The organism is Amycolatopsis pretoriensis (genome assembly GCF_900107925.1).
Taxonomy (GTDB): domain Bacteria; phylum Actinomycetota; class Actinomycetes; order Mycobacteriales; family Pseudonocardiaceae; genus Amycolatopsis; species Amycolatopsis pretoriensis.
Map to the genome: position 1 here is coordinate 375,083 of NZ_FNUJ01000004.1, position 17,952 is coordinate 393,034.

21 protein-coding genes and 1 pseudogene are annotated in these 17,952 nt (G+C 70.7%); 7 read left to right on the forward strand and 15 right to left on the reverse strand.

The features are described 5' to 3' along the window. Nucleotides 1–10: 10 nt before the first annotated feature. The 3 genes from BLV96_RS19285 to ygfZ are packed head-to-tail and all read right to left on the reverse strand — an operon-like array spanning nucleotide 11 to nucleotide 2,683. Nucleotides 11–943 (reverse strand): asparaginase, encoded by a 933-nt coding sequence (locus BLV96_RS19285; protein WP_086681248.1) that lies wholly within the window; start codon nucleotides 941–943, stop codon nucleotides 11–13. Then, on the reverse strand, nucleotides 940–1,503 hold the full coding sequence (locus BLV96_RS19290) for an RsiG family protein (protein ID WP_086681249.1): 564 nt from the start codon (nucleotides 1,501–1,503) through the stop codon (nucleotides 940–942). The genes BLV96_RS19285 and BLV96_RS19290 overlap by 4 nt, the downstream gene beginning before the upstream one ends. Before the next feature lie 49 nt (nucleotides 1,504–1,552). Next, a complete protein-coding gene (gene ygfZ, locus BLV96_RS19295) occupies nucleotides 1,553–2,683 on the reverse strand; it encodes a CAF17-like 4Fe-4S cluster assembly/insertion protein YgfZ (RefSeq protein ID WP_086681251.1) in 1,131 nt (376 codons plus the stop codon). A gap of 31 nt (nucleotides 2,684–2,714) precedes the next feature. Here ygfZ and BLV96_RS19300 point away from each other — a divergent pair, with 31 nt between their 5' ends. Next, nucleotides 2,715–3,563 (forward strand): aminodeoxychorismate lyase, encoded by an 849-nt coding sequence (locus BLV96_RS19300; protein ID WP_086681253.1) that lies wholly within the window; start codon nucleotides 2,715–2,717, stop codon nucleotides 3,561–3,563. Here BLV96_RS19300 and BLV96_RS19305 read toward each other — a convergent pair. The 10 genes and pseudogenes from BLV96_RS19305 to BLV96_RS19350 form a co-directional block, all read right to left on the reverse strand. Continuing rightward, nucleotides 3,542–3,967 carry a ParB N-terminal domain-containing protein gene (locus BLV96_RS19305; protein ID WP_208608268.1) on the reverse strand — a complete coding sequence of 142 codons (426 nt, stop codon included), beginning with the start codon at nucleotides 3,965–3,967 and terminating at the stop codon, nucleotides 3,542–3,544. The two genes, BLV96_RS19300 and BLV96_RS19305, sit on opposite strands and share 22 nt — an antisense overlap. Before the next feature lie 98 nt (nucleotides 3,968–4,065). After that, the gene (locus BLV96_RS19310; protein ID WP_244180319.1) at nucleotides 4,066–4,911 is read right to left on the reverse strand and encodes a 5-oxoprolinase subunit C family protein; all 846 of its coding nucleotides are present in this window, start codon (nucleotides 4,909–4,911) and stop codon (nucleotides 4,066–4,068) included. Then, nucleotides 4,908–5,504 carry a 5-oxoprolinase subunit PxpB gene (pxpB, locus tag BLV96_RS19315; RefSeq protein WP_086681257.1) on the reverse strand — a complete coding sequence of 199 codons (597 nt, stop codon included), beginning with the start codon at nucleotides 5,502–5,504 and terminating at the stop codon, nucleotides 4,908–4,910. Before pxpB ends, BLV96_RS19310 begins: the two co-directional genes overlap by 4 nt. Before the next feature lie 4 nt (nucleotides 5,505–5,508). Beyond that, nucleotides 5,509–6,123: a heme-binding beta-barrel domain-containing protein gene (locus BLV96_RS19320; protein ID WP_086681259.1), complete on the reverse strand. Its 615-nt coding sequence runs from the start codon at nucleotides 6,121–6,123 to the stop codon at nucleotides 5,509–5,511. Between the two features lie 353 nt (nucleotides 6,124–6,476). Then, a pseudogene (locus tag BLV96_RS51440) lies at nucleotides 6,477–7,097 on the reverse strand (MFS transporter); the annotation flags it as partial. A gap of 116 nt (nucleotides 7,098–7,213) precedes the next feature. After that, entirely contained in the window at nucleotides 7,214–7,525 is a 312-nt protein-coding gene (locus BLV96_RS19330; RefSeq protein ID WP_167379654.1) for a DUF1416 domain-containing protein, read from the reverse strand. After that, complete coding sequence (locus BLV96_RS19335) at nucleotides 7,525–8,361, reverse strand: sulfurtransferase (RefSeq protein WP_086681262.1); 837 nt, start codon at nucleotides 8,359–8,361, stop codon at nucleotides 7,525–7,527. The genes BLV96_RS19330 and BLV96_RS19335 overlap by 1 nt, the downstream gene beginning before the upstream one ends. Nucleotides 8,362–8,391: 30 nt before the next feature. Then, a complete protein-coding gene (locus tag BLV96_RS19340; protein WP_086681264.1) occupies nucleotides 8,392–8,826 on the reverse strand; it encodes a DUF4395 domain-containing protein in 435 nt (144 codons plus the stop codon). A 262-nt stretch (nucleotides 8,827–9,088) separates the two neighbouring features. Next, nucleotides 9,089–9,520, reverse strand: coding sequence for a TlpA family protein disulfide reductase (locus tag BLV96_RS19345; RefSeq protein WP_086681266.1), 432 nt, complete (start codon nucleotides 9,518–9,520; stop codon nucleotides 9,089–9,091). An 11-nt stretch (nucleotides 9,521–9,531) separates the two neighbouring features. Further along, complete coding sequence (locus BLV96_RS19350; RefSeq protein WP_086681269.1) at nucleotides 9,532–10,428, reverse strand: LmeA family phospholipid-binding protein; 897 nt, start codon at nucleotides 10,426–10,428, stop codon at nucleotides 9,532–9,534. 152 nt (nucleotides 10,429–10,580) lie between these two features. Between BLV96_RS19350 and BLV96_RS19355 the strand changes: the two genes are divergently transcribed. From BLV96_RS19355 to pstB, 6 genes are all read left to right on the forward strand, one after another. Further along, nucleotides 10,581–11,327 carry a winged helix-turn-helix transcriptional regulator gene (locus BLV96_RS19355; protein ID WP_167379655.1) on the forward strand — a complete coding sequence of 249 codons (747 nt, stop codon included), beginning with the start codon at nucleotides 10,581–10,583 and terminating at the stop codon, nucleotides 11,325–11,327. Between the two features lie 67 nt (nucleotides 11,328–11,394). Further along, entirely contained in the window at nucleotides 11,395–12,300 is a 906-nt protein-coding gene (gene mshD / locus BLV96_RS19360) for a mycothiol synthase (protein WP_086681271.1), read from the forward strand. 225 nt (nucleotides 12,301–12,525) lie between these two features. Continuing rightward, nucleotides 12,526–13,656, forward strand: a complete 1,131-nt coding sequence (gene pstS, locus BLV96_RS19365) for a phosphate ABC transporter substrate-binding protein PstS (protein WP_086681274.1) — start codon at nucleotides 12,526–12,528, stop codon at nucleotides 13,654–13,656. Between the two features lie 197 nt (nucleotides 13,657–13,853). Further along, nucleotides 13,854–14,774, forward strand: coding sequence for a phosphate ABC transporter permease subunit PstC (gene pstC, locus BLV96_RS19370; RefSeq protein ID WP_086681276.1), 921 nt, complete (start codon nucleotides 13,854–13,856; stop codon nucleotides 14,772–14,774). Nucleotide 14,775: 1 nt separating this feature from the next. Beyond that, nucleotides 14,776–15,693, forward strand: coding sequence for a phosphate ABC transporter permease PstA (pstA, locus tag BLV96_RS19375; protein WP_086681278.1), 918 nt, complete (start codon nucleotides 14,776–14,778; stop codon nucleotides 15,691–15,693). 10 nt (nucleotides 15,694–15,703) lie between these two features. Beyond that, nucleotides 15,704–16,480 (forward strand): phosphate ABC transporter ATP-binding protein PstB, encoded by a 777-nt coding sequence (pstB, locus tag BLV96_RS19380; protein ID WP_086681279.1) that lies wholly within the window; start codon nucleotides 15,704–15,706, stop codon nucleotides 16,478–16,480. A gap of 78 nt (nucleotides 16,481–16,558) precedes the next feature. Here pstB and BLV96_RS19385 read toward each other — a convergent pair whose 3' ends face one another. Then, complete coding sequence (locus BLV96_RS19385) at nucleotides 16,559–17,116, reverse strand: dihydrofolate reductase family protein (RefSeq protein WP_086681281.1); 558 nt, start codon at nucleotides 17,114–17,116, stop codon at nucleotides 16,559–16,561. A 118-nt stretch (nucleotides 17,117–17,234) separates the two neighbouring features. Continuing rightward, nucleotides 17,235–17,900, reverse strand: a complete 666-nt coding sequence (phoU, locus tag BLV96_RS19390; protein ID WP_086681283.1) for a phosphate signaling complex protein PhoU — start codon at nucleotides 17,898–17,900, stop codon at nucleotides 17,235–17,237. Between the last annotated feature and the right edge of the window lie 52 nt (nucleotides 17,901–17,952).

Genomic DNA, 17,952 nt, shown 5'->3' on the forward strand with positions numbered 1-17,952 from the left:
CGGGGGCTGCTCAGCGCAGTTCGGGCACCCGGACCTCGCCGACCGGGCGCCCGCCACCCAGCACCGACCCGCGAGCCAGCTCGGAAAGCCCCGAGACGTCGACACCCAGGTACCGCAGTGCCTCGACCGCCAGGGGTGCGCAGGCCCGCTTGTTGCCGTCGTCGATCTTCATCGCCACCGCGAACCCGTCCGGGAGCGCGAACGCGTGGACGCCTTCCGCGCCGCCCTTGGCGACCAGACCGTCCACGGCGGACATCAGCTCGGTGTCCTCGCGGCCCGTCCCCGCCACCAGCCACGGGTGCGCGCGCATCGCCGCGGCGACCTCGGACGCGGGACCGTCCGGCGCGGACGCGACCCGGCCGAACGAGCGGGCCAGCCCCGTCAGGGAAAACGCGAAGAGCGGCGCGCCGCAGCCGTCGACACCCGTGTGGGCGATCGGCTCACCCGTCAGCTCCGCCACGACCGCCGCGAGCGCCTGCTGCAGCGGGTGGTCCGGGGACTCGTACCCCGACGTCGGCCAGCCGGCGCGGACGCAGGTCGTCAGCATCGCCGTGTGCTTGCCCGAGCAGTTCATCATCACGCGCCGCGGCTCGGCGGCGTCGCGCATGCTCGGGACGTGCAGCGGGAAGTCGGGTGGGCACGCCAGGTCGTCCTCGCGCAGCCCGGCCGCGCCGAGCAGCTCGAGCACGCGCTTCACGTGCCCCGGCTCGCCGGAGTGCGACGCGCACGCCAGGGCCAGCTCTTCGCCGGTGAAGTCCAGCCCGGACCGCAGCATGCCGACGGCCTGCAGCGGCTTGTTCGACGAACGCGGGAAGACCGGCGAAGTCACGTCGCCGAGGGCCAGGCGCGCCTCGCCTTCGGGGCCGGTGATCACGAGCGCGCCGCGGTGGACGCTTTCCACGAAACCGGACCGGACGACTTCCGCGAGGACGGGGTTCGTCACTCGCCGTGCCCGCCTTCGCTCTCCAGCAGCTCGTCCACAGTGGCCGAACCCTGCTGGTAGCGCTTCGCGATTTCGGCGTTGAGCGTGTCCATCACGCCTTGGACCTCACGGCGGAAGGACGAGACCGACAGCTCTTCGCTCGCGTAGGTGTCCAAAGCGGAGGCGAGCTTCTCGTCCGTCAGGGACTCGACGTCGGTCAGGTCGGTGTCGCCGATCAGCGCTTCCGCGTGCCGCCGGTGCTCGCCGGCGCGGGACGGTTCGAGCTGCTGGTGACGTCCGGAGCCCGCGGCCGGGCCCAGCGCGTTGTCGGCGAGGATCGTGGCCAGCTGGTCGACGATGCTCGACTCGCCGCCGGAGCTGCGCCGGGCCTGCTCGGCGCGGACGATGTCGATCCGCGCGTGGAGCAGCCGGCGCAGGTAGGACAGGTCCGTCTCTTCCTGCGCGGCTTCGTCGCGCCGCTCGCGCAGCACCTTCAGCGGCAGTTCACCCAGGCCGCTGAGGTACCCCGGGCCGAGCACGCGGTCGATCCGCCGCCTGCCGCCGGGCCGCACTTCGATCACAGCGCAGTTTATCCCGGTTGAGCGTGATCTCGCCGTCAGGGGCTTTGGTTCAACCACGAAGTTGCGCCGCCGCCGTCCGGCCGGGCGCGGGCTGCTCCGACGGGACGGAATCGGGGTCGATCGCCGCCTGGACGAGGTTGTCCTCCGAGCCGGTCAGCAGCTCGGCGCCCACCGGGGTCGACCGCTTGACCAGCGCCAACGCGATCGGCCCGAGCTCGTGGTGCTGGATCACGGTGCCGATCCGGCCGACGGTCCGGCCGTCGAGCAGCACCGGGTCGCCGGTCTCCGGCGTGACCTCGGGCGAGCCGTCGAGGTGCAGCAGGAGGAGGTTGCGCGGCGGGCGTCCCACGTTGTGGACCTTCGACACCGTTTCCTGGCCGCGGTAGCAGCCCTTGGCGACGTGCGCGGCCGAGCCGACCCAGCCCACCTCGTGCGGGATCGTGCGGTCGTCGGTGTCCACGCCCAGCCGCGGCCGCAGCGATTCGACGCGCAGGGCGTCGAACACCCAGCTGCCGGCCGCGCGGGCACCGGCGTCGGTGAGCTTCTTCCACCAGTCCACCAGCGACGCACGCGGCACCGCCAGGTCGACGCTCCACCGGCCGGGCCACGGCATCCGCCGCGCGAAGCCGCCGCCGGGCAGCGCCGCGACCGCGTACGGCTCCGGGCCGACCTCGGCGCCGACCGCGCTCAGCACGCGCTCGGCGTCCGGGCCGAGCACGGTGAGCAGGGCGAGTTCTTCCGTCGCGTCGCGGATGTCCACCTTGGACCAGAACTTCATCGCCTCGAGGTACTCGAGCAGCGTCTGGGGACCGCCCTTGGGCAGCGCGCTGGTGACGCTCGTGCCGGGGTCGGTGTCGAGGTAGACCGTGCCGTCGAGGTGCGCGACCACCATGTGCGTTTCGACGCGGCCCTGGCTGTCCAGCACCAGCGCCTCGGTGCCCGAGCCTTCGGCGAGTTCGGTCACGTGCTGCGAGATGACCAGGTGTAGCCACGACAGCCGTTCTTCGCCGCTGACGGCGAGGAATTCGCGGTGCGACCGGTCGATCACGACCGCGCTGCGCGAGGCCGTGCGCTGCTCCGCGAAGGGGTCTCCCCAGTGCCAGGGGACGCCGGCTTCGGGGTGGTCGTCAGGAGAAGGGATCGATCCGGGCACGTCCAGCAGCGGCGAGCGGTACGGCATACCGCCCAGCCTAGGTGAGTACGGTGTCGGCATGCGCGTGCTCGTCCTCCTCGACGGAACCCCGGCCGACCCCGAAGCCGCCCAGATCAAGGTCGACGACCTCGGTCTGCTGCGCGGCGACGGCGTCTTCGAGACGATCCTGGTCGTCGACGGCAAGCCCCGTGAACTGCGCCCGCACCTGGAGCGGCTGGCCCGGTCGGCGGCGATGCTGGACCTGCCCGAGCCCGACCTCGCCGCGTGGGAACGTGTGGTCGCGCAGGTGCTCGAGCGGTGGACCGGCGGTCGTGAGATGACGCTGAAACTGGTGTACACCAGGGGATCCGACGGCGATCCCGCAGCCGCCCCGACCGGGTTCGCGCTCGGTTCCGAGGTGCCGGCGTCGATCTTGACGGCGCGTGCCGAGGGCGTCGCCGCGATCACGCTCGAACGCGGCTTCCCGCCGGACCTCGCCGAGCGCGCGCCCTGGCTGCTGCTCGGCGCGAAGCCGTTGTCGTACGCGATGAACATGGCGGCCGTGCGCGAAGCCGGCCGCCGCGGCGCCGACGATGTGATTTTCACCGCCGCCGACGGTTCGGTCTTCGAAGGCCCGACGTCGACCGTGGTGCTCGCGAAGGGGCGGACGCTCTACACGCCGCCGTCGAGCATCGGCATCCTGCCGGGCACGACCCAGGCCGCGCTCTTCCGCGGCGCCGAGAAGGCGGGCTGGGCGATCAAGGTCGAGCCGCTGACCGTGCGCGACCTCGTCGAGGGCGACGGCGTCTTCATGGCGTCGAGCGTGCGCAAGCTGACCCGCGTGCACACGCTGGACGGCGAGCGGCTGCCGGACTCGTCGGCGGGGTACGCCGAGCTCGTGGCGGCCTACGAGGCCGAGTACGCCTGACCGAGGCGGATCCGGACGACGGCGGGGGCGACCTCTTCGGCGCGGTAGGCGGCGATCTTGTGGTGGCCGTCGATGATCAGCTCGCGGTCGCCGTCGGCCAGCACGACCGCGACCGGGCGGTGGCCGGTGCGGATGGCGGTCCGGTAGTAGCCGACGCGGGCCTCGTCGGACGGCGGCCACGTGTCGGTCGGGGTGAGCACCCGTTCTTCGGGCAGCCGTTCCGGGCCGCTGACGCGGTAGTCGCCGTCGACGAGCAGGTCGAGGACCGGGCCGAGCGTGGTGGCGAGCGGGCGGCGCAGCTGACCGGTGGCCAGCGCGATCCGCAGCGATTGCGGGAGCTCCGCCCGCGTCCGCGTGTTCACGTCGAGGAAACCCGTGCCACCGCTGATCGTCACCTGTTCCACGCCTATCAGGACGGGTGACGGCGCGACATGGTTCCAGCACTCACGCGTACGGGTGCACCAGGTGATCCGGGTCTCACCCGCGTAGCGGTACCGGACTTTCAGGACATCCGGAACCGGACGCGGGTGCCGGGCCGCGCCTGGGCGAGCGCGCTCAGCGCGGCGGGCCGGACGACGGCCGCGACGGGGTAGCCGCCGGTCGTCGGGTGGTCGGCGAGGAACACGACCGGCAGGCCGCTCGGCGGCACCTGGATCGCGCCCGTGAGGACACCCTCGCTGGGCAGCTCCCCGTCGCTCGCGCGGCGCAGCGGCGGCCCGTCGAGGCGCAGGCCGACGCGGTTGGACTCCGCCGTGACGGTCCACCACGCGGAGAGGCCGCGCGCCGGGTCGTCGAGCCAGTCGTCGCGCGGGCCGAGCGTCACCGGCACCACCAGCTCGGCCGGCGCCTGCGCCGGGACGACGACGTCCGCGCCCACCGGGATGCCGGGCTCGCCGAGCGGGAGCACGTCACCGGCGGACAGGGGTTCGGGGCCGATGCCGGACAGGACGTCGCGCGAGCGGCTGCCCAGCACCTCCTCGAGGGCGAGCCCGCCGGACACCGCGAGGTAGCTGCGCAGACCGGTCGACGGCGTGCCGACGGTCAGTGTCTGGCCGGCGCGCACCGGCACCGGGACGTGCGAGCCGAACGGGCGGCCGTCGACCCGGACGTCGACCGCCGGGCCCGTCACCGCGACGGTCGCCGACGCCGTGAGCCGCACCGCGAGGCCGCCCAGCAGCGCTTCGATGCCCGCGGCCGCCGGAGCGTTGCCGACCAGCCGGTTCGCCAGCGTCAGCGACGCGGTGTCCAACGCGCCGGACGGTGCTACCCCGAGGTGCGCGTAGCCGGGCCGGCCGAGGTCCTCGACCAGCGCGTACCGCCCGGGGTCGAGCACTTCGAGGGACCTCACCGGACGGCCCGGAAGCGGACGCGGTCACCCGGCGCGAACAGCGCGGGCGGGTCGGCGTGCGGGTCGAACAGCGTCGCCGACGTGTGGCCGAGCAGCCGCCAGCCACCCGGCGACTCGCGCGGGTAGACGCCGGTGAACTCGCCCGCCAGGCCCACAGACCCGGCCGGGACGCGGGTGCGCGGCGACTCCAGCCGCGGCTGTCGCAACTGAGCGGGAAGCCCGGTCAGGTAGCCGAAGCCGGGCGCGAAGCCGGTGAACGCGACCGTGTAGACGGCTTCGGTGTGCAGCTCGACGACGGCGTCTTCGGACATCCCGGCGTCCGACGCGACGAGGGCGAGGTCTTCGCCGTCGTAGCGGACGTCGAGGGTCACTTCGCGCGGCTCGCCGGCGGGCGGGTGCGTCAGATCGGCGTCGTCGAGCAGGGCTTTCACGGCGGCGACCCCGCCGACGACGAGCAGGCTGCGAGCGCCGGGCACGAGGTCGACGACGCCGGCCGGGCGGGCGGCGGCCACGGTCGCGTGGGCCGCCCGCATCTGCTCGAGCGAGTCGCAGTCCAGCAGGGCGGCGTCCGCGCCACACGGCCGCCAGCGCACGGTGTCAGCCGACGACGCGGCGCAGCAGGGCCGAGGAGTGCGGCTGCATCTCCTGGCCCACCATCGCGCGTTCCTCGACGTAGCCGAGGGAGCCCTCGATCAGGCCGTACAGGCGCTGGGCCGCGGTGACGTCCTTGGCCGTGGCCGTGCGGATCACCGCGTCGGTGCCGAGCTCCCAGGACGTCTGGTTGCGCGGCTTGCCGTAGTACAGCTCGACGATGCCGGTGTTGTGGGTGAGCAGCAGCTCGATCGTGTCGTCCTCCTGCGGCCGCCAGAACCCGGACTCGCGGGCGGCCGGGCGGATGACGTTGCCGTCGTCGTCCAGCAGCCACGCGCGGGCCTCGTGGATCAGGAAGGGGCGGCCGTCGTGGGAGATCGTCAGCTGCTGCGCGAACTTGCGAGGGCCCTCGATGGTCGGGTAGTCGACCTCGCCCTCCCCGCGCCAGACGCCGACGAGCGGCAGGAGCGCGAGACAGGCGTCGTTGAGGTTCGGGCCCTCACGCAGGTTCGCGGTGTCGTTCGGGATGGGCAGGTCGTCCCACAGCGGGAGGTTGCGCGTGCGGGTGCTCTCCGCACGGACCTCCGCTGCCGCGATGGCTTCGTCGCCGCTGGCGCTCATGGGTCAGCGCTGGTCCGCGTACAGCCGGTAGACGACGTAGACGGCGAACCACGTGATCGCGACGCCCGCCAGCACCAGGAGGGTCGTAAACAAGGCTTCCACGGCTGGCAGCTTAGTCCGCGTCCGGCCGCGGGGCCCGGCCCAGGGTCGCCGCGGTGAGCACGGTCACCGCGAGCAGGGCGACGCCGGCCGCGCCCATGGCCAGGTGCGGCCCGCTCGACAGCGTCGAACCGCGGGCCAGCAGCGCACCGAGCGCGGCCACGCCGGGCGCGGTGCCGGTCTGGCGGGCGGCGTTGACCGTCGCGGACAGGATCCCGCTGCGGTGGCCCGACAAGCCCGACGATGTTCGACGGCGTCACCGACAGCCCGACCCCGGCGCCGGCCAGCGCGAACGCGATCGCCACCAGCCGCTCCGCGCCGAAGCGCGCGGAAAGCCGGCCGGCGGCGACGTTCGCCAGCACGTACGGCAGCATCTGGACGCCCGCCTCGGTCGCCGTCGCGCCGCGCGCCTGCTGCAGGTAGACGCCGATCAGGAAGACGGCCGGGTAGGTCCCGAAACCGAGGCTCCACGCGGCGAAGATGGCCACCGAGAACCGCGGCCGGGCGAACAGCCGCACCGGCAGCATCGGGTGCTCGACGCGAAGCTCGACGACGACGAACGCGACCAGCGCGGCGAGCCCGAGGGCCCCGGTGACCAGCACGTCCGGGCTCGGTCCGAGCCGGCCGGCTTCGATCACGGCGAACGTGAGCAGACCGATCCACAGCGCACCGAGCAGCTGCCCGGTGAGGTCCGGCGCGCCGTGCCCCGGGTCGCGGGATTCGGTGATCCCGCGGCGGCCGGTGACCACGGCGACGAGCCCGATCGGCACGTTGACCAGGAAGATCGCGGGCCGGCCGAAGGCGTCGGTGAGCGGTCCGCCGGCCAGCGGGCCGAGCACCAGCGCACAGCCCGCGACCGTGCCCCACAGCCCCATCACCCCGCGCCCGCGCGGCCGGCTCCGGGAACGCGTGCGCGACCACACCGACCGGGTCCTGAACGCCGCGAAGGCCTCCCCACCGGAGTGAGGAGGCCTTCGCGGGTGAAGCGGAGTCAGCCGACCGAGATGGCCAGCTGGTGCAGGCCCGGGCCCTCCGCCGTGACCGAAGCCTCGCCGTTGCCCGTGCGGTGCAGCGCGCGGACCGTCCAGTCGCCCGGGGCCGCGTAGAAGCGGAAGTCGCCGTCGGCCGAGGAGACCACCTCGCCGGTGAAGTCGCCGCCGCCGTCCAGCAGCCTCACGAACGCGCCGCCGACCGGGCCGTTCTCGCCCGTCACCTTGCCGGCCAGGACGACCTGGCCCCGGGTGTCGTAGTCCGCCGGCGTGGCCTCCTGGACCGGTGCGCCGCAGCTGTCGTCTACCGCCATCACTTGGCTCCCAACTCGACCGGCACGCCGACCAGCGAGCCGTATTCCGTCCACGAACCGTCGTAGTTCTTGACGTCCTCGTAGCCCAGCAGCTCGTGCAGCGCGAACCAGGCGATGGAGGAGCGCTCACCGATGCGGCAGTAGGCGATGGTGCCCTTGCCCGCGTCGATGCCCTCGTCCTTGTAGAGCTCCTCGATCTCACTCTCGGTCTTGAAGGTGCCGTCCTCGTTGGCGACCTTCGCCCACGGCACGTTCAGTGCGCCGGGGATGTGACCGGGAACCTGGGACTGCTCCTGCGGCAGGTGCGCCGGGGCGAGCAGCTTGCCGGAGAACTCGTCGGGCGAACGCACGTCGACGAAGTTCTTCGCGCCGATGGACTGGACGACCTCGTCGCGGAACGCGCGCAGCGACAGGTCCTGGTCCTGCGCCTTGTACTCGGTGCGGTCGCGCTTGACCTCGTCCGAGTTCAGCTCGCGGCCGTCGAGCTCCCACTTCTTGCGGCCGCCGTCGAGCAGCTTGACGTTGCCGTGGCCGTACAGCTTGAAGTACCAGTACGCGTACGCCGCGAACCAGTTGTTGTTGCCGCCGTAGAGGACGACGAGGTCGTCGTTCGAGATCCCCTTCTCCGACAGGAGCTTCTCGAAGCCCTCCTTGGAGACGAAGTCGCGGCGCACCCCGTCCTGCAGGTCGTTCCGCCAGTCGAACTTCACCGCGCCCCGGATGTGGCCGGCGTCGTAGGCGGTGGTGTCCTCGTCGACCTCGGCGAACACGACGCCGGGGGTGTCCAGGTTCTCCTCGGCCCACTGGGTGGTGACCAGGACGTCTTCACGGCTCATGGGAACTGAACTCTCTTTCTGGGTTGGACTTCAGGACGACGCGCGGGCGGGACTGAAGCGCTTGATGAGCAAGAACATTTCGCAGCCGAGGCAGAAGTCGAAAGCCGCGTTGAGGAAGGCCGCGAACAGCGCGAAGGCCGTCGCGACGATGCCGAGCGGGGTGATCCCCACAGCGAAGCCGACCGTGCCGACGAGCGCGAACACGAACCCGACGGCCTGGGCGAACCGCAGCGGCGCCGCGTCCTCCCGCTCGTCGGTCGGGCCGAGGCGCGGGGCGACGAGCGTGCGGTACACGATCGAGTAGGGCGCCGGCTTGAGCCCGACGAACGCGCCGATGGCGAACACGACGGTCTGGATCGCCAGCAACGGCCACCACTGGGTGACCAGGACGACCGCGAGCACGATCGTCGTCAGGATGGCGGCGAACCGCGGGCCACGCGGGTCGACGGCCGGTCCGGCGGACATGGTTCCTCCAGCTGGAGCAGAGGGGGTGCGTGCGAACGGCACGCTTCAGCGGCTTCGGGCCTGGCTGGTTCCGGGCGTGGTTCAGCGCCGGTCGGCGGAAGCGCGACACAGGCTGCTGCGGACGCGGCAGAGGTCGACTGCGCGTCGCTGCGTCAAGAAGGTGGTCAGCCCGGTCACGGGTGCGAGGGTACCCAGAGCTCCCTCAGAGTGGGAACCACGTTCATACCTTGGGACGATTCCCAGCGGACGGGACAATGCCTGGTCAAGACGTCCGGGTCGTGAGATGCGGCTGCAGCGCGGCCAGCAGTTCGGGGCCCTTGGGGACGCCGCCGACGCGCAGCAGCTCCCGGCCGTCCGGGGTCAGCGCGATCGTGGTCGGCGTCCGCAGCACGGACAGCGACTGCGCGACCTCCGGGGAGTTCGTGACGTCGAGCTCGACGTGGTGCAGGCCGTCGGTCCGCTCGGCCAGCGGCGCGAGCACGGCCTTCGCGTGCCGGCAGGGCGCGCAGAAGGTGGTCGAGATCTGGACCAGCGTCACGGCGGACGCCGGGTCGAGCACGGCGGTGACGGGGCCGGGCAGCTCCCGGGCGGGCGACTTCCGAGCGTCCCGCACCCGGCCGTTGCGCGCCCGCAGCAGCAGGCCGACGGCCGAAGCCGCCACCAGCACCGCCACGAGCACCCACAGCCCCGTCACCGCACCGCTCCTTACTTGCTCAGGTCCGCGAAGGACACGTTCGTCGCTTCGCCCTTGATCGTCACCGATCCGCTCTGCACCCGCACGCCGGTCGGGGTGACCGACAGCGGCAGTTCCTTCGTGCTGATCGACGCCTTGAAGTTCGGCATCAGCGCGTTCTGCACCGCTTGGGGAACGACCGTCGTCTCCTGGTCATTCCCGAACTGCAGCCGCTTGGGGACGAAGTCGATCGTCCCGCCCTTCGCGTCGGCTTCGATCATCGCGAAGCAGAAGATTTCCAGATCCTTGCCCGCGAACTGAAGGTGTCCCGAAATGCGGACACCGGTGCTCGACTCGTCCTGGTCGGCCTGGCCCTCGGTGGTCGTCGTGGTCGGCGTCGGCTCGCTCTGTCCGCTGTCGCCGTTCTGGACGTACTGGGAGGTCGACGGCTCGATCCGCAGGTCCTTGATCTTGTCCAGCGGCGAGAGGCGCGCGAGGTCGGCGGCCTTGATGGTCACCGAGCCGGTCAGCTTGCCGATCGTGATCGCCTTGGTGTTGCCGTTCGTGAGGTCCGACAGCGGCGCGGTGACGTCCTCGAGCTCGGCGTTGACCGCGACGTCCTGGAGCTTGTCGGCGACCGGGACGCCGGCGGCGGAGACGCTGATGTGACTGTAGTCACCGCCCAGGGCCTGCGTGAGGAACGGGAAGCCGTGGATCGTCACCGACGGGTCGTCGGTCAGCTGCAGTTGCGTGCGCGCCTTTTGCGAGATCATGTGCTCGGCGTACGCCGCGGCCCCGAAATCGGCGCCGACCAGCAGCAAGACCAGGACGACGAGCGCGATCACCCACCGCCGGGCCCGGCGCCCGCGGCGCCGCGCGTCCGGCCTCGGTGCGGGTCGGTCGTCCCGGGTCACGGGCCTGCTCACCATCGCGTCCGTACTCCTGTTCGTCGGGGACACCGGGGATTTCTCCAGGTGTGATCGATCCAGCAAGGGTTAGGTGCCCGGCCGTTCAGCCGCTATTCTCACTTAGCACCGACCAACGCCGACGTGCGGCGACGATTGTGGAGGCGGTGCGGCTCATGAGCCTGGACCTTCTGGTACTGACTGCGGAAGCCGATGCCACTTCGGTGCTCCCCGCGCTGGACCTGCTGCCGCACACCGTACGCGTCCGCGCTCCCGAGGTGACCGCCCTGCTCGACGCGGGCCACCGCGACGTCATCCTCCTCGACGCCCGCAGCGACCTGGCCTCGGCGAAGAGCCTCTGCCGGCTGCTCAAGGGCGCGGGCGAGGACGAGGCGTCCACCCCGATCATCGCCGTCGTCGGCGAGGGCGGGCTCGTCGCGGTCAGCGCCGAGTGGCGCACCGACGACATCCTGCTGCCCACCGCGGGCCCGGCCGAGGTCGACGCCCGGTTGCGGCTGGTGACGACCCGCGACGGCGGTTCCCAGCAGGTCGAGGCCGAGCTGCGCGTCGGCGAGCTGGTCATCGACGAGGCGACCTACACCGCCCGCCTGCGCAAGCGCACCCTCGAACTGACCTACAAGGAGTTCGAGCTGCTCAAGTACCTCGCGCAGCACGCCGGCCGGGTGTTCACCCGCGCCCAGCTGCTGCAGGAGGTCTGGGGCTACGACTTCTTCGGCGGCACGCGCACGGTCGACGTCCACGTCCGGCGGCTGCGCGCCAAGCTCGGCCCGGAGCACGAGCAGATGATCGGCACCGTGCGCAACGTCGGCTACAAGTTCGAGCGGCCCGCCAAGGGCGGCGTCCCCCGCCAGGCGACGGTCCCGGCCGAAGCACCGGCGGAGACCCCCGAACTCGCGCTCTGACGTTCCCACCTTCACCAGGACGCGCCGACAGCCGTCGCGTTGCCTGTCCCGCGGGTACGGTCGCAGGGTGAGCGGAGACGGCGAGTGGCGCCAGGAACTGGACGACAAGCAGCTCGAGGACGTCCGCGGGCTGCTGGTGGCCGTCCGCGCCACCGACGGGCGGCCGGAGGTCGAACCCGAAGGGGCGCTGCCGGGTGAGTTCGACGGCGGCGAGCACCTCGTCGCCTGCGTCGAGGGCGAGGTCGTCGGCTACGCCCACCTGGACACCACCGGTGACTCCTTCGGGCACCAGGTCGCCGAGCTGTTCGTGCACCCCGCCCACCGCGGGCGCGGTTACGGCGCGAAGCTCCTGCAAGCGGTCGACGAGCGCGCCGCCGTCGGGTTCCGCATCTGGGCGCACGGCGACCACCCGGCGGCGCGGAAGCTGGCGCTGAAGGTCGGCTTCGAGCGCAAGCGCGAGCTGCTGATCCTGCACACCGACGTCAAGGGCGCGGACTGGCCGGAGCCGCGGCTGCGCGACGGCGTCTCGCTGCGCACCTTCGTCCCGGGAGAGGACGAAGACGCCGTCGTGCGGGTCAACGCGCGGGCCTTCGACTGGCACCCCGAGCAGGGTGCGCTGACCGCCGACGACATCCGCGCCGACGAGGCCCGCTCCTGGTTCGACGCGGACGGGTTCTTCCTCGCCGAAGAGCGGGGGCAGGTCATCGGCTTCCACTGGACCAAGGTCCACGAGGCGACGCCGGGCCGCTTCGACGGCGAGCGCGTCGGCGAGGTCTACGTCGTCGGCGTCGACCCCGCGGCGCAGGGCGGTGGCCTCGGCCGGGCGCTGACGCTCGCCGGGCTGCGGTACCTCGCGAGCCGCGGGCTGCGGCAGATCATCCTGTACGTCGAGGGCGACAACGCCCCGGCGCTCGCGGTCTACACCAAGCTCGGGTTCACCCGTCACGAAACCGACGTCCAGTACGGTCGGTGACCACGATGGACGCCGCGCGAACACCTCGTCACGGTGCGCGAACGCCCAGGTCACGGCCCGGACACGGCACCCTGTCGGGCTAGTAGCACTCCTCACATCCGGAGCCTTGTTCACTTTTCGTTCACCTGGACAGGGCCGACCGTCCACCGGCGCTGCCTAATGTCCGGATCCGTTGCGGCAGCACGCCGCGGCGACCCGGTCAAGCTCCTGATGGAGGAAACAGCAGTGAAGATCATGCGGCCCCTGAGCGCGGTGGGCATCGTCGCGAGCGCCGCCCTCGTGCTCGCCGCCTGTGGTTCCGACCCCGCGGCGTCCAACAGCAGCAGCTCGAACTCGGCGTCGGCGCCCGCTGCCACCGGCACCGCCGACGTGGCCTGCGGTGGCAAGAGCCCGCTGTCCGCGGAAGGTTCGTCGGCCCAGAAGAACGCCATCGACATCTTCACGCAGCAGTTCGGCAAGAAGTGCTCCGGCCAGCAGGTGAACTACAACCCCAGCGGTTCGGGCGCGGGCGTCAAGCAGTTCAACGCCAACCAGATCGACTTCGGCGGCTCGGACTCGCCGATCACCGGTGCGGACCTCGAGGCGGCCAACAAGCGCTGCGCGAGCGACGCCTGGAACATCCCGATGGTCGTCGGCCCGGTGGCCGTCGCCTACAAGCTTTCCGGCGTCGACAAGCTGACGCTGACCCCGTCGGTCATCGCCAAGATCTTCAGCGGTGGCATCACCAAGTGGAACGACCCGGCCATCAAGGCGGTCAAGGGCAACGAGAGCGCCAACCTGCCGGACAAGGCCATCCAGGTCGTCTCGCGCGCCGACGAGTCGGGCACCACCGACAACTTCCAGAAGTACCTGGGCGCGGCGGCGAAGGCCGACTGGACCAAGGGTGCCGGCAAGAAGTTCAACGGTGGCGTCGGCAACGGTGCGCAGGGCTCCAACGGTGTCGCGACCGCGGTGAAGGCCGCCGACGGCGCCATCACCTACGTGGAAGGCGCGTTCGCCAAGGACGGCCTGACCCCGGCCCTCATCGACAGCGGCTCCGGCGGCGTCGAGCTCAACGCGGCGAACGTGGCGAAGTCCCTCGACTCGGCCAAGTTCCTCAAGGACGGCTCGAACGACCTCGCGCTCGACCTCAACGGCATCTACGCCAGCAACACCCCGGGTGCCTACCCGCTGCTGCTGACGACCTACGAGATCGTCTGCTCGAAGTACGCGAACGCCGACGTCTCGAAGGCCGTCAAGGCGTTCCTGACGGTGGCCGCCACCGACGGTCAGCAGCCGCTGTCCGCCAAGGGCTACGTGCCGATCCCGCAGTCGCTGCAGACCAAGGTCCTGGCCGCCGTCAAGGCGATCTCCTGACCCGGCGTTGCGACTGACATCCGAGTGATAGAGGCTGGTCAGAAGTCCTGATGAGCGAGTCATCCTCGACGCGAACGCCCACCGGTGACCCCGGTGGGCGTTCGTCGTCCGCCACGACGCCCCCGGAGGTCCCGATTTCGGAGCAACCAGCCCCGCCGGCGGCGCCCGAGCCGCCCGCGAGCGAGAAACCGAAGAAGGTGCGGCCCGGTGACCGCATCTTCCAGAACCTGACCACCGGGGCCGGGATCTTCGTCGTCGCCCTGATCGGCCTGATCGGGCTCTTCCTGCTCATCCAGGCGATCCCGGCGCTGCAGGCCAACAAGGCCAACTTCCTCACCAACCACGGCTGGTCGACCAACGACCCGGCGAACATGTCGTTCGGCATCCTCGACCTCCTGGAGGTCACGGTGGCGACGTCGCTCGTGGCGCTGATCATCGCGATGCCGATCTCGCTGGGCATCGCGCTGTTCCTGACGCAGTACGCGCCCGCCCGCCTTTCGCGGCCGTTCGCCTACGTCATCGACCTGCTGGCCGCGGTCCCCTCGATCATCTTCGGCCTCTGGGGCATCCTCGTGTTCGCCCCGGCGATCGAGCCGTTCTCCCAGTGGATCAACGACACGTTCTCGTGGTTCCCGCTGCTGGCGCCCGGCAACGTCTCGCCGAGCGTGCGCGGCACGATCTTCACCGCCGGCATCGTGCTGGCCGTGATGATCCTGCCGATCATCACGTCGCTCTCGCGCGAGGTGTTCGAGCGGACGCCGACCCCGCACATCGAGGGCGCGCTCGCCCTCGGCGCGACGCGCTGGGAAGTCATCCGCACGACGGTGCTGCCGTTCGGCAAGGCCGGCTACATCGGCGCGTCGATGCTCGGCCTCGGCCGCGCGCTCGGCGAGACGATCGCGCTCGCGGTCATCCTGCTCATCCCGCAGGGCAAGAACTTCGACTGGAGCCTGTTCGACGGCGGGTCGACGTTCGCGTCGAAGATCGCCGCGAACTACAGCGAGTTCAACAACGAGACGTCGGCGGGCGCGTACATCGCGGCCGGTCTCGTGCTGTTCGTGCTCACGTTCCTCGTCAACTTCGCCGCGCGTTCGGTCATCGGGAAGAAGGTGGACTGACATGACCGCCTCCACACTCGAAGCGCCCGCGAGCACGCCGGCGTTCCAGCAGGTCAGCCTGGGTCGCAAGGTCAAGAACGGCCTCGCGACCACGCTGGTCTGGCTCTCGTTCCTGGTCGCCGTCGTCCCGCTGGTGTGGGTGCTGTACACGGTGGTCGCGAACGGCATCAAGCGCATCCCGTACAGCAACTGGTGGAGCGAGGACTTCGGCAGCGTGCTGTCCGACGAGGTCGGCGGCGGCGTGCTGCACGCGATCATCGGCAGCCTGCTGCAGGGCCTGGTCTGCGCGATCATCGCGGTGCCGATCGGCATGCTCGTCGCGATCTACCTCGTCGAATACGGCCGCGGCAAGCTCGCCAAGGCCACCACGTTCATGGTCGACATCCTCTCCGGGGTGCCGTCGATCGTGGCCGCGCTGTTCATCTACGCGCTGTGGGTCACCACGCTCGGCCTGCCGCGCAGCGGTTTCGCCGTGTCGCTGGCCCTGGTGCTGCTGATGATCCCGGTGGTCGTCCGCTCGTCGGAGGAGATGCTGCGGATCGTCCCGGACGACCTGCGCGAGGCGTCGTACGCGCTGGGCGTGCCGAAATGGAAGACGATCATGAAGATCGTCCTGCCGACGGCCCTGTCCGGCATCGTCGGCGGCATCATGATGGCGCTGGCCCGCGTGATGGGCGAGACGGCACCGCTGCTGGTGCTGGTCGGCTACTCCGCCTACACGCACTGGGACATCTTCAGCGGCGAGCAGGCGGCGCTGCCCCTGCTGATGAACAACGAACGCGTCAGCAACCCGATGGACCCCGGCTCGGTCGGCTTCGATCGGATCTGGGGTGCGGCCCTGACGCTCGTGCTCATCATCGCCGTCATCAACCTCCTCGCCACCGTGTTCGCGCGCCTCGTCGCCCCGAAGAAGAAGTGAGCTGTTCCTGATGGCCAAACGACTCGATGTCAAGGACGTGGACATCTACTACGGCAAGTTCCACGCCGTGGACGGTGTCACCCTCTCGGTGCCGCCGCGCAACGTCACCGCGTTCATCGGCCCGTCGGGCTGCGGCAAGTCGACGGTGCTGCGCACGCTGAACCGCATGCACGAGGTCATCCCCGGCGCCCGTGTCGAGGGCGATGTCCTGCTGGACGGCGAGAACATCTACGCCTCGACCGTCGACCCGGTCCAGGTCCGCCGCACGATCGGCATGGTGTTCCAGCGCCCCAACCCGTTCCCGACGATGTCCATCAAGGACAACGTGGTGGCGGGCCTGAAGCTGGGCGGCACCAAGGGCAAGAAGACCCTCGACGACATCGCCGAGCGCGCCCTGCGCGGCGCGAACCTGTGGAACGAGGTCAAGGACCGCCTCAACAAGCCGGGTGGCGGCCTCTCGGGTGGTCAGCAGCAGCGTCTGTGCATCGCGCGGGCGATCGCGGTCCAGCCGGACGTCCTGTTGATGGACGAGCCGTGCTCGGCCCTGGACCCGATTTCGACGCTCGCGATCGAGGACCTGATCGGTGAGCTGAAGAAGGACTACACGATCGTCATCGTGACGCACAACATGCAGCAGGCGGCGCGGGTTTCCGACCAGACGGCGTTCTTCAACCTGGCCGGCGTGGGGCAGCCGGGGCGTCTGGTGGAGCTCAACGACACGGAGAAGATCTTCTCCAACCCGGACGAAAAGGCCACGGAGGACTACATTTCCGGCCGTTTCGGCTGAGTCGTCGTTGGGAGACAAGGCCTTTCTCGCCGGAGCTCGGGGTCGGCGAGAAAGGCCTTTTCTTTTGTCCTTTGTGGATCACTTCGGTGCGTAGCGCAGCGTCAGGATTCCCGATTCCCACGCTTTGCTGTCCACCAACCGCAATTCCGTCCGCCGCTCGGTGAACATCGGCTGCCCGGCACCGATCGCCGTCGGGTAGAGCTTGATCCAGTACTCGTCCACCAGCCCCGCGCCGACGAACTCCTGGACGACCGACACCCCGCCGAACAGCACCATGTCCTTGCCCGGCAACGCCTTCAGCTCGGCCACCGTGCCGGCGAGGTCGCCGGTCAGCCGGTGCGGAGCGGCCACTTCGGTCAGCGACCGCGAAAAGACCACCTGCGGCGTCGAAATCATCCACGTCGCGAAGTCGGCCAGCTCGGCCGGGCTCGCCGGGTCCGTGGCCTGCGCGCGGAAGTTCTGCTCGATCCCGTGGTGGAAGTTCCGCCCGGTGAGGATCGTGTCGACACGCCCCCGCAGCTCGTCCGACAGCGCGATGTTCAGCTCCGGGTCGGGGAGCATCCAGTCCAGCTCGCCCGCCGGGCCGGCCAGGTGGCCGTCGAGGGTGAGGTTGACGTAGGCGATGACCTTGCGCATGTCCGGCTCCTTCGTGGGTTGTGCTGTCACCCGTTGAGAGACACCGGCCGCGCGAAACTCATCGGTCGCCACGAAAAAGGCCCCTGACCTGCGTCAGGGGCCTTCTCGAAGGGGTTGCTCAGATGTCGTCGTCGGAGCCGTAGCCCGGCATCTTGCCGGTCACCACGAAGATCATCCGCTTCGCGACCGACACCGCGTGGTCGGCGTAGCGCTCGTAGAAGCGGCCCAGCAAGGTCACGTCGACCGCCGCGGCCACGCCGTGCGGCCACTCGCGGTCCATCAGGACCGTGAACAGGTGGCGGTGGATGTCGTCGACCTGGTCGTCGTCGGACTCGATCGTCTTCGCCGCTTCGACGTCCTTCGAGTGGATGACCGCCTCGACCTGGCGGGCCAGCTTGACCGCGACCTCGCCCATCTCGGTGAAGTACGGCTTCACGGCCTCGGGCAGCACCGGGTCGGGGTGCCGGCGGCGCGCGGCCTTCGCCACGTGCAGGGCCAGGTCGCCCATCCGCTCCAGGCTTTCGGCGGCGTGGATCGCCGCCAGCACCGTGCGCAGATCGGTGGCCACGGGCGCCTGCAGGGCCAGCAGGGCGTACGCCTGCTCCTCGCACTGGGCGCGGGCGTCGTCGACCTTCGCGTCGTCGCTGATCACCTGTTCGGCGAGACTGAGGTCGACCTCCAGGAGTGCCCGCGTGGCGCGCTCCATGGCGTCGGCGACCTGGACCGACATGGCGGCCAGGTGGTCGGCGAGCTGTTCGAGTTCGACATGGTAAGCCTCACGCATGGCCCAACCCTACGGCCAACCGTGACCAAACACCGCATCGTCGGGTGAACCG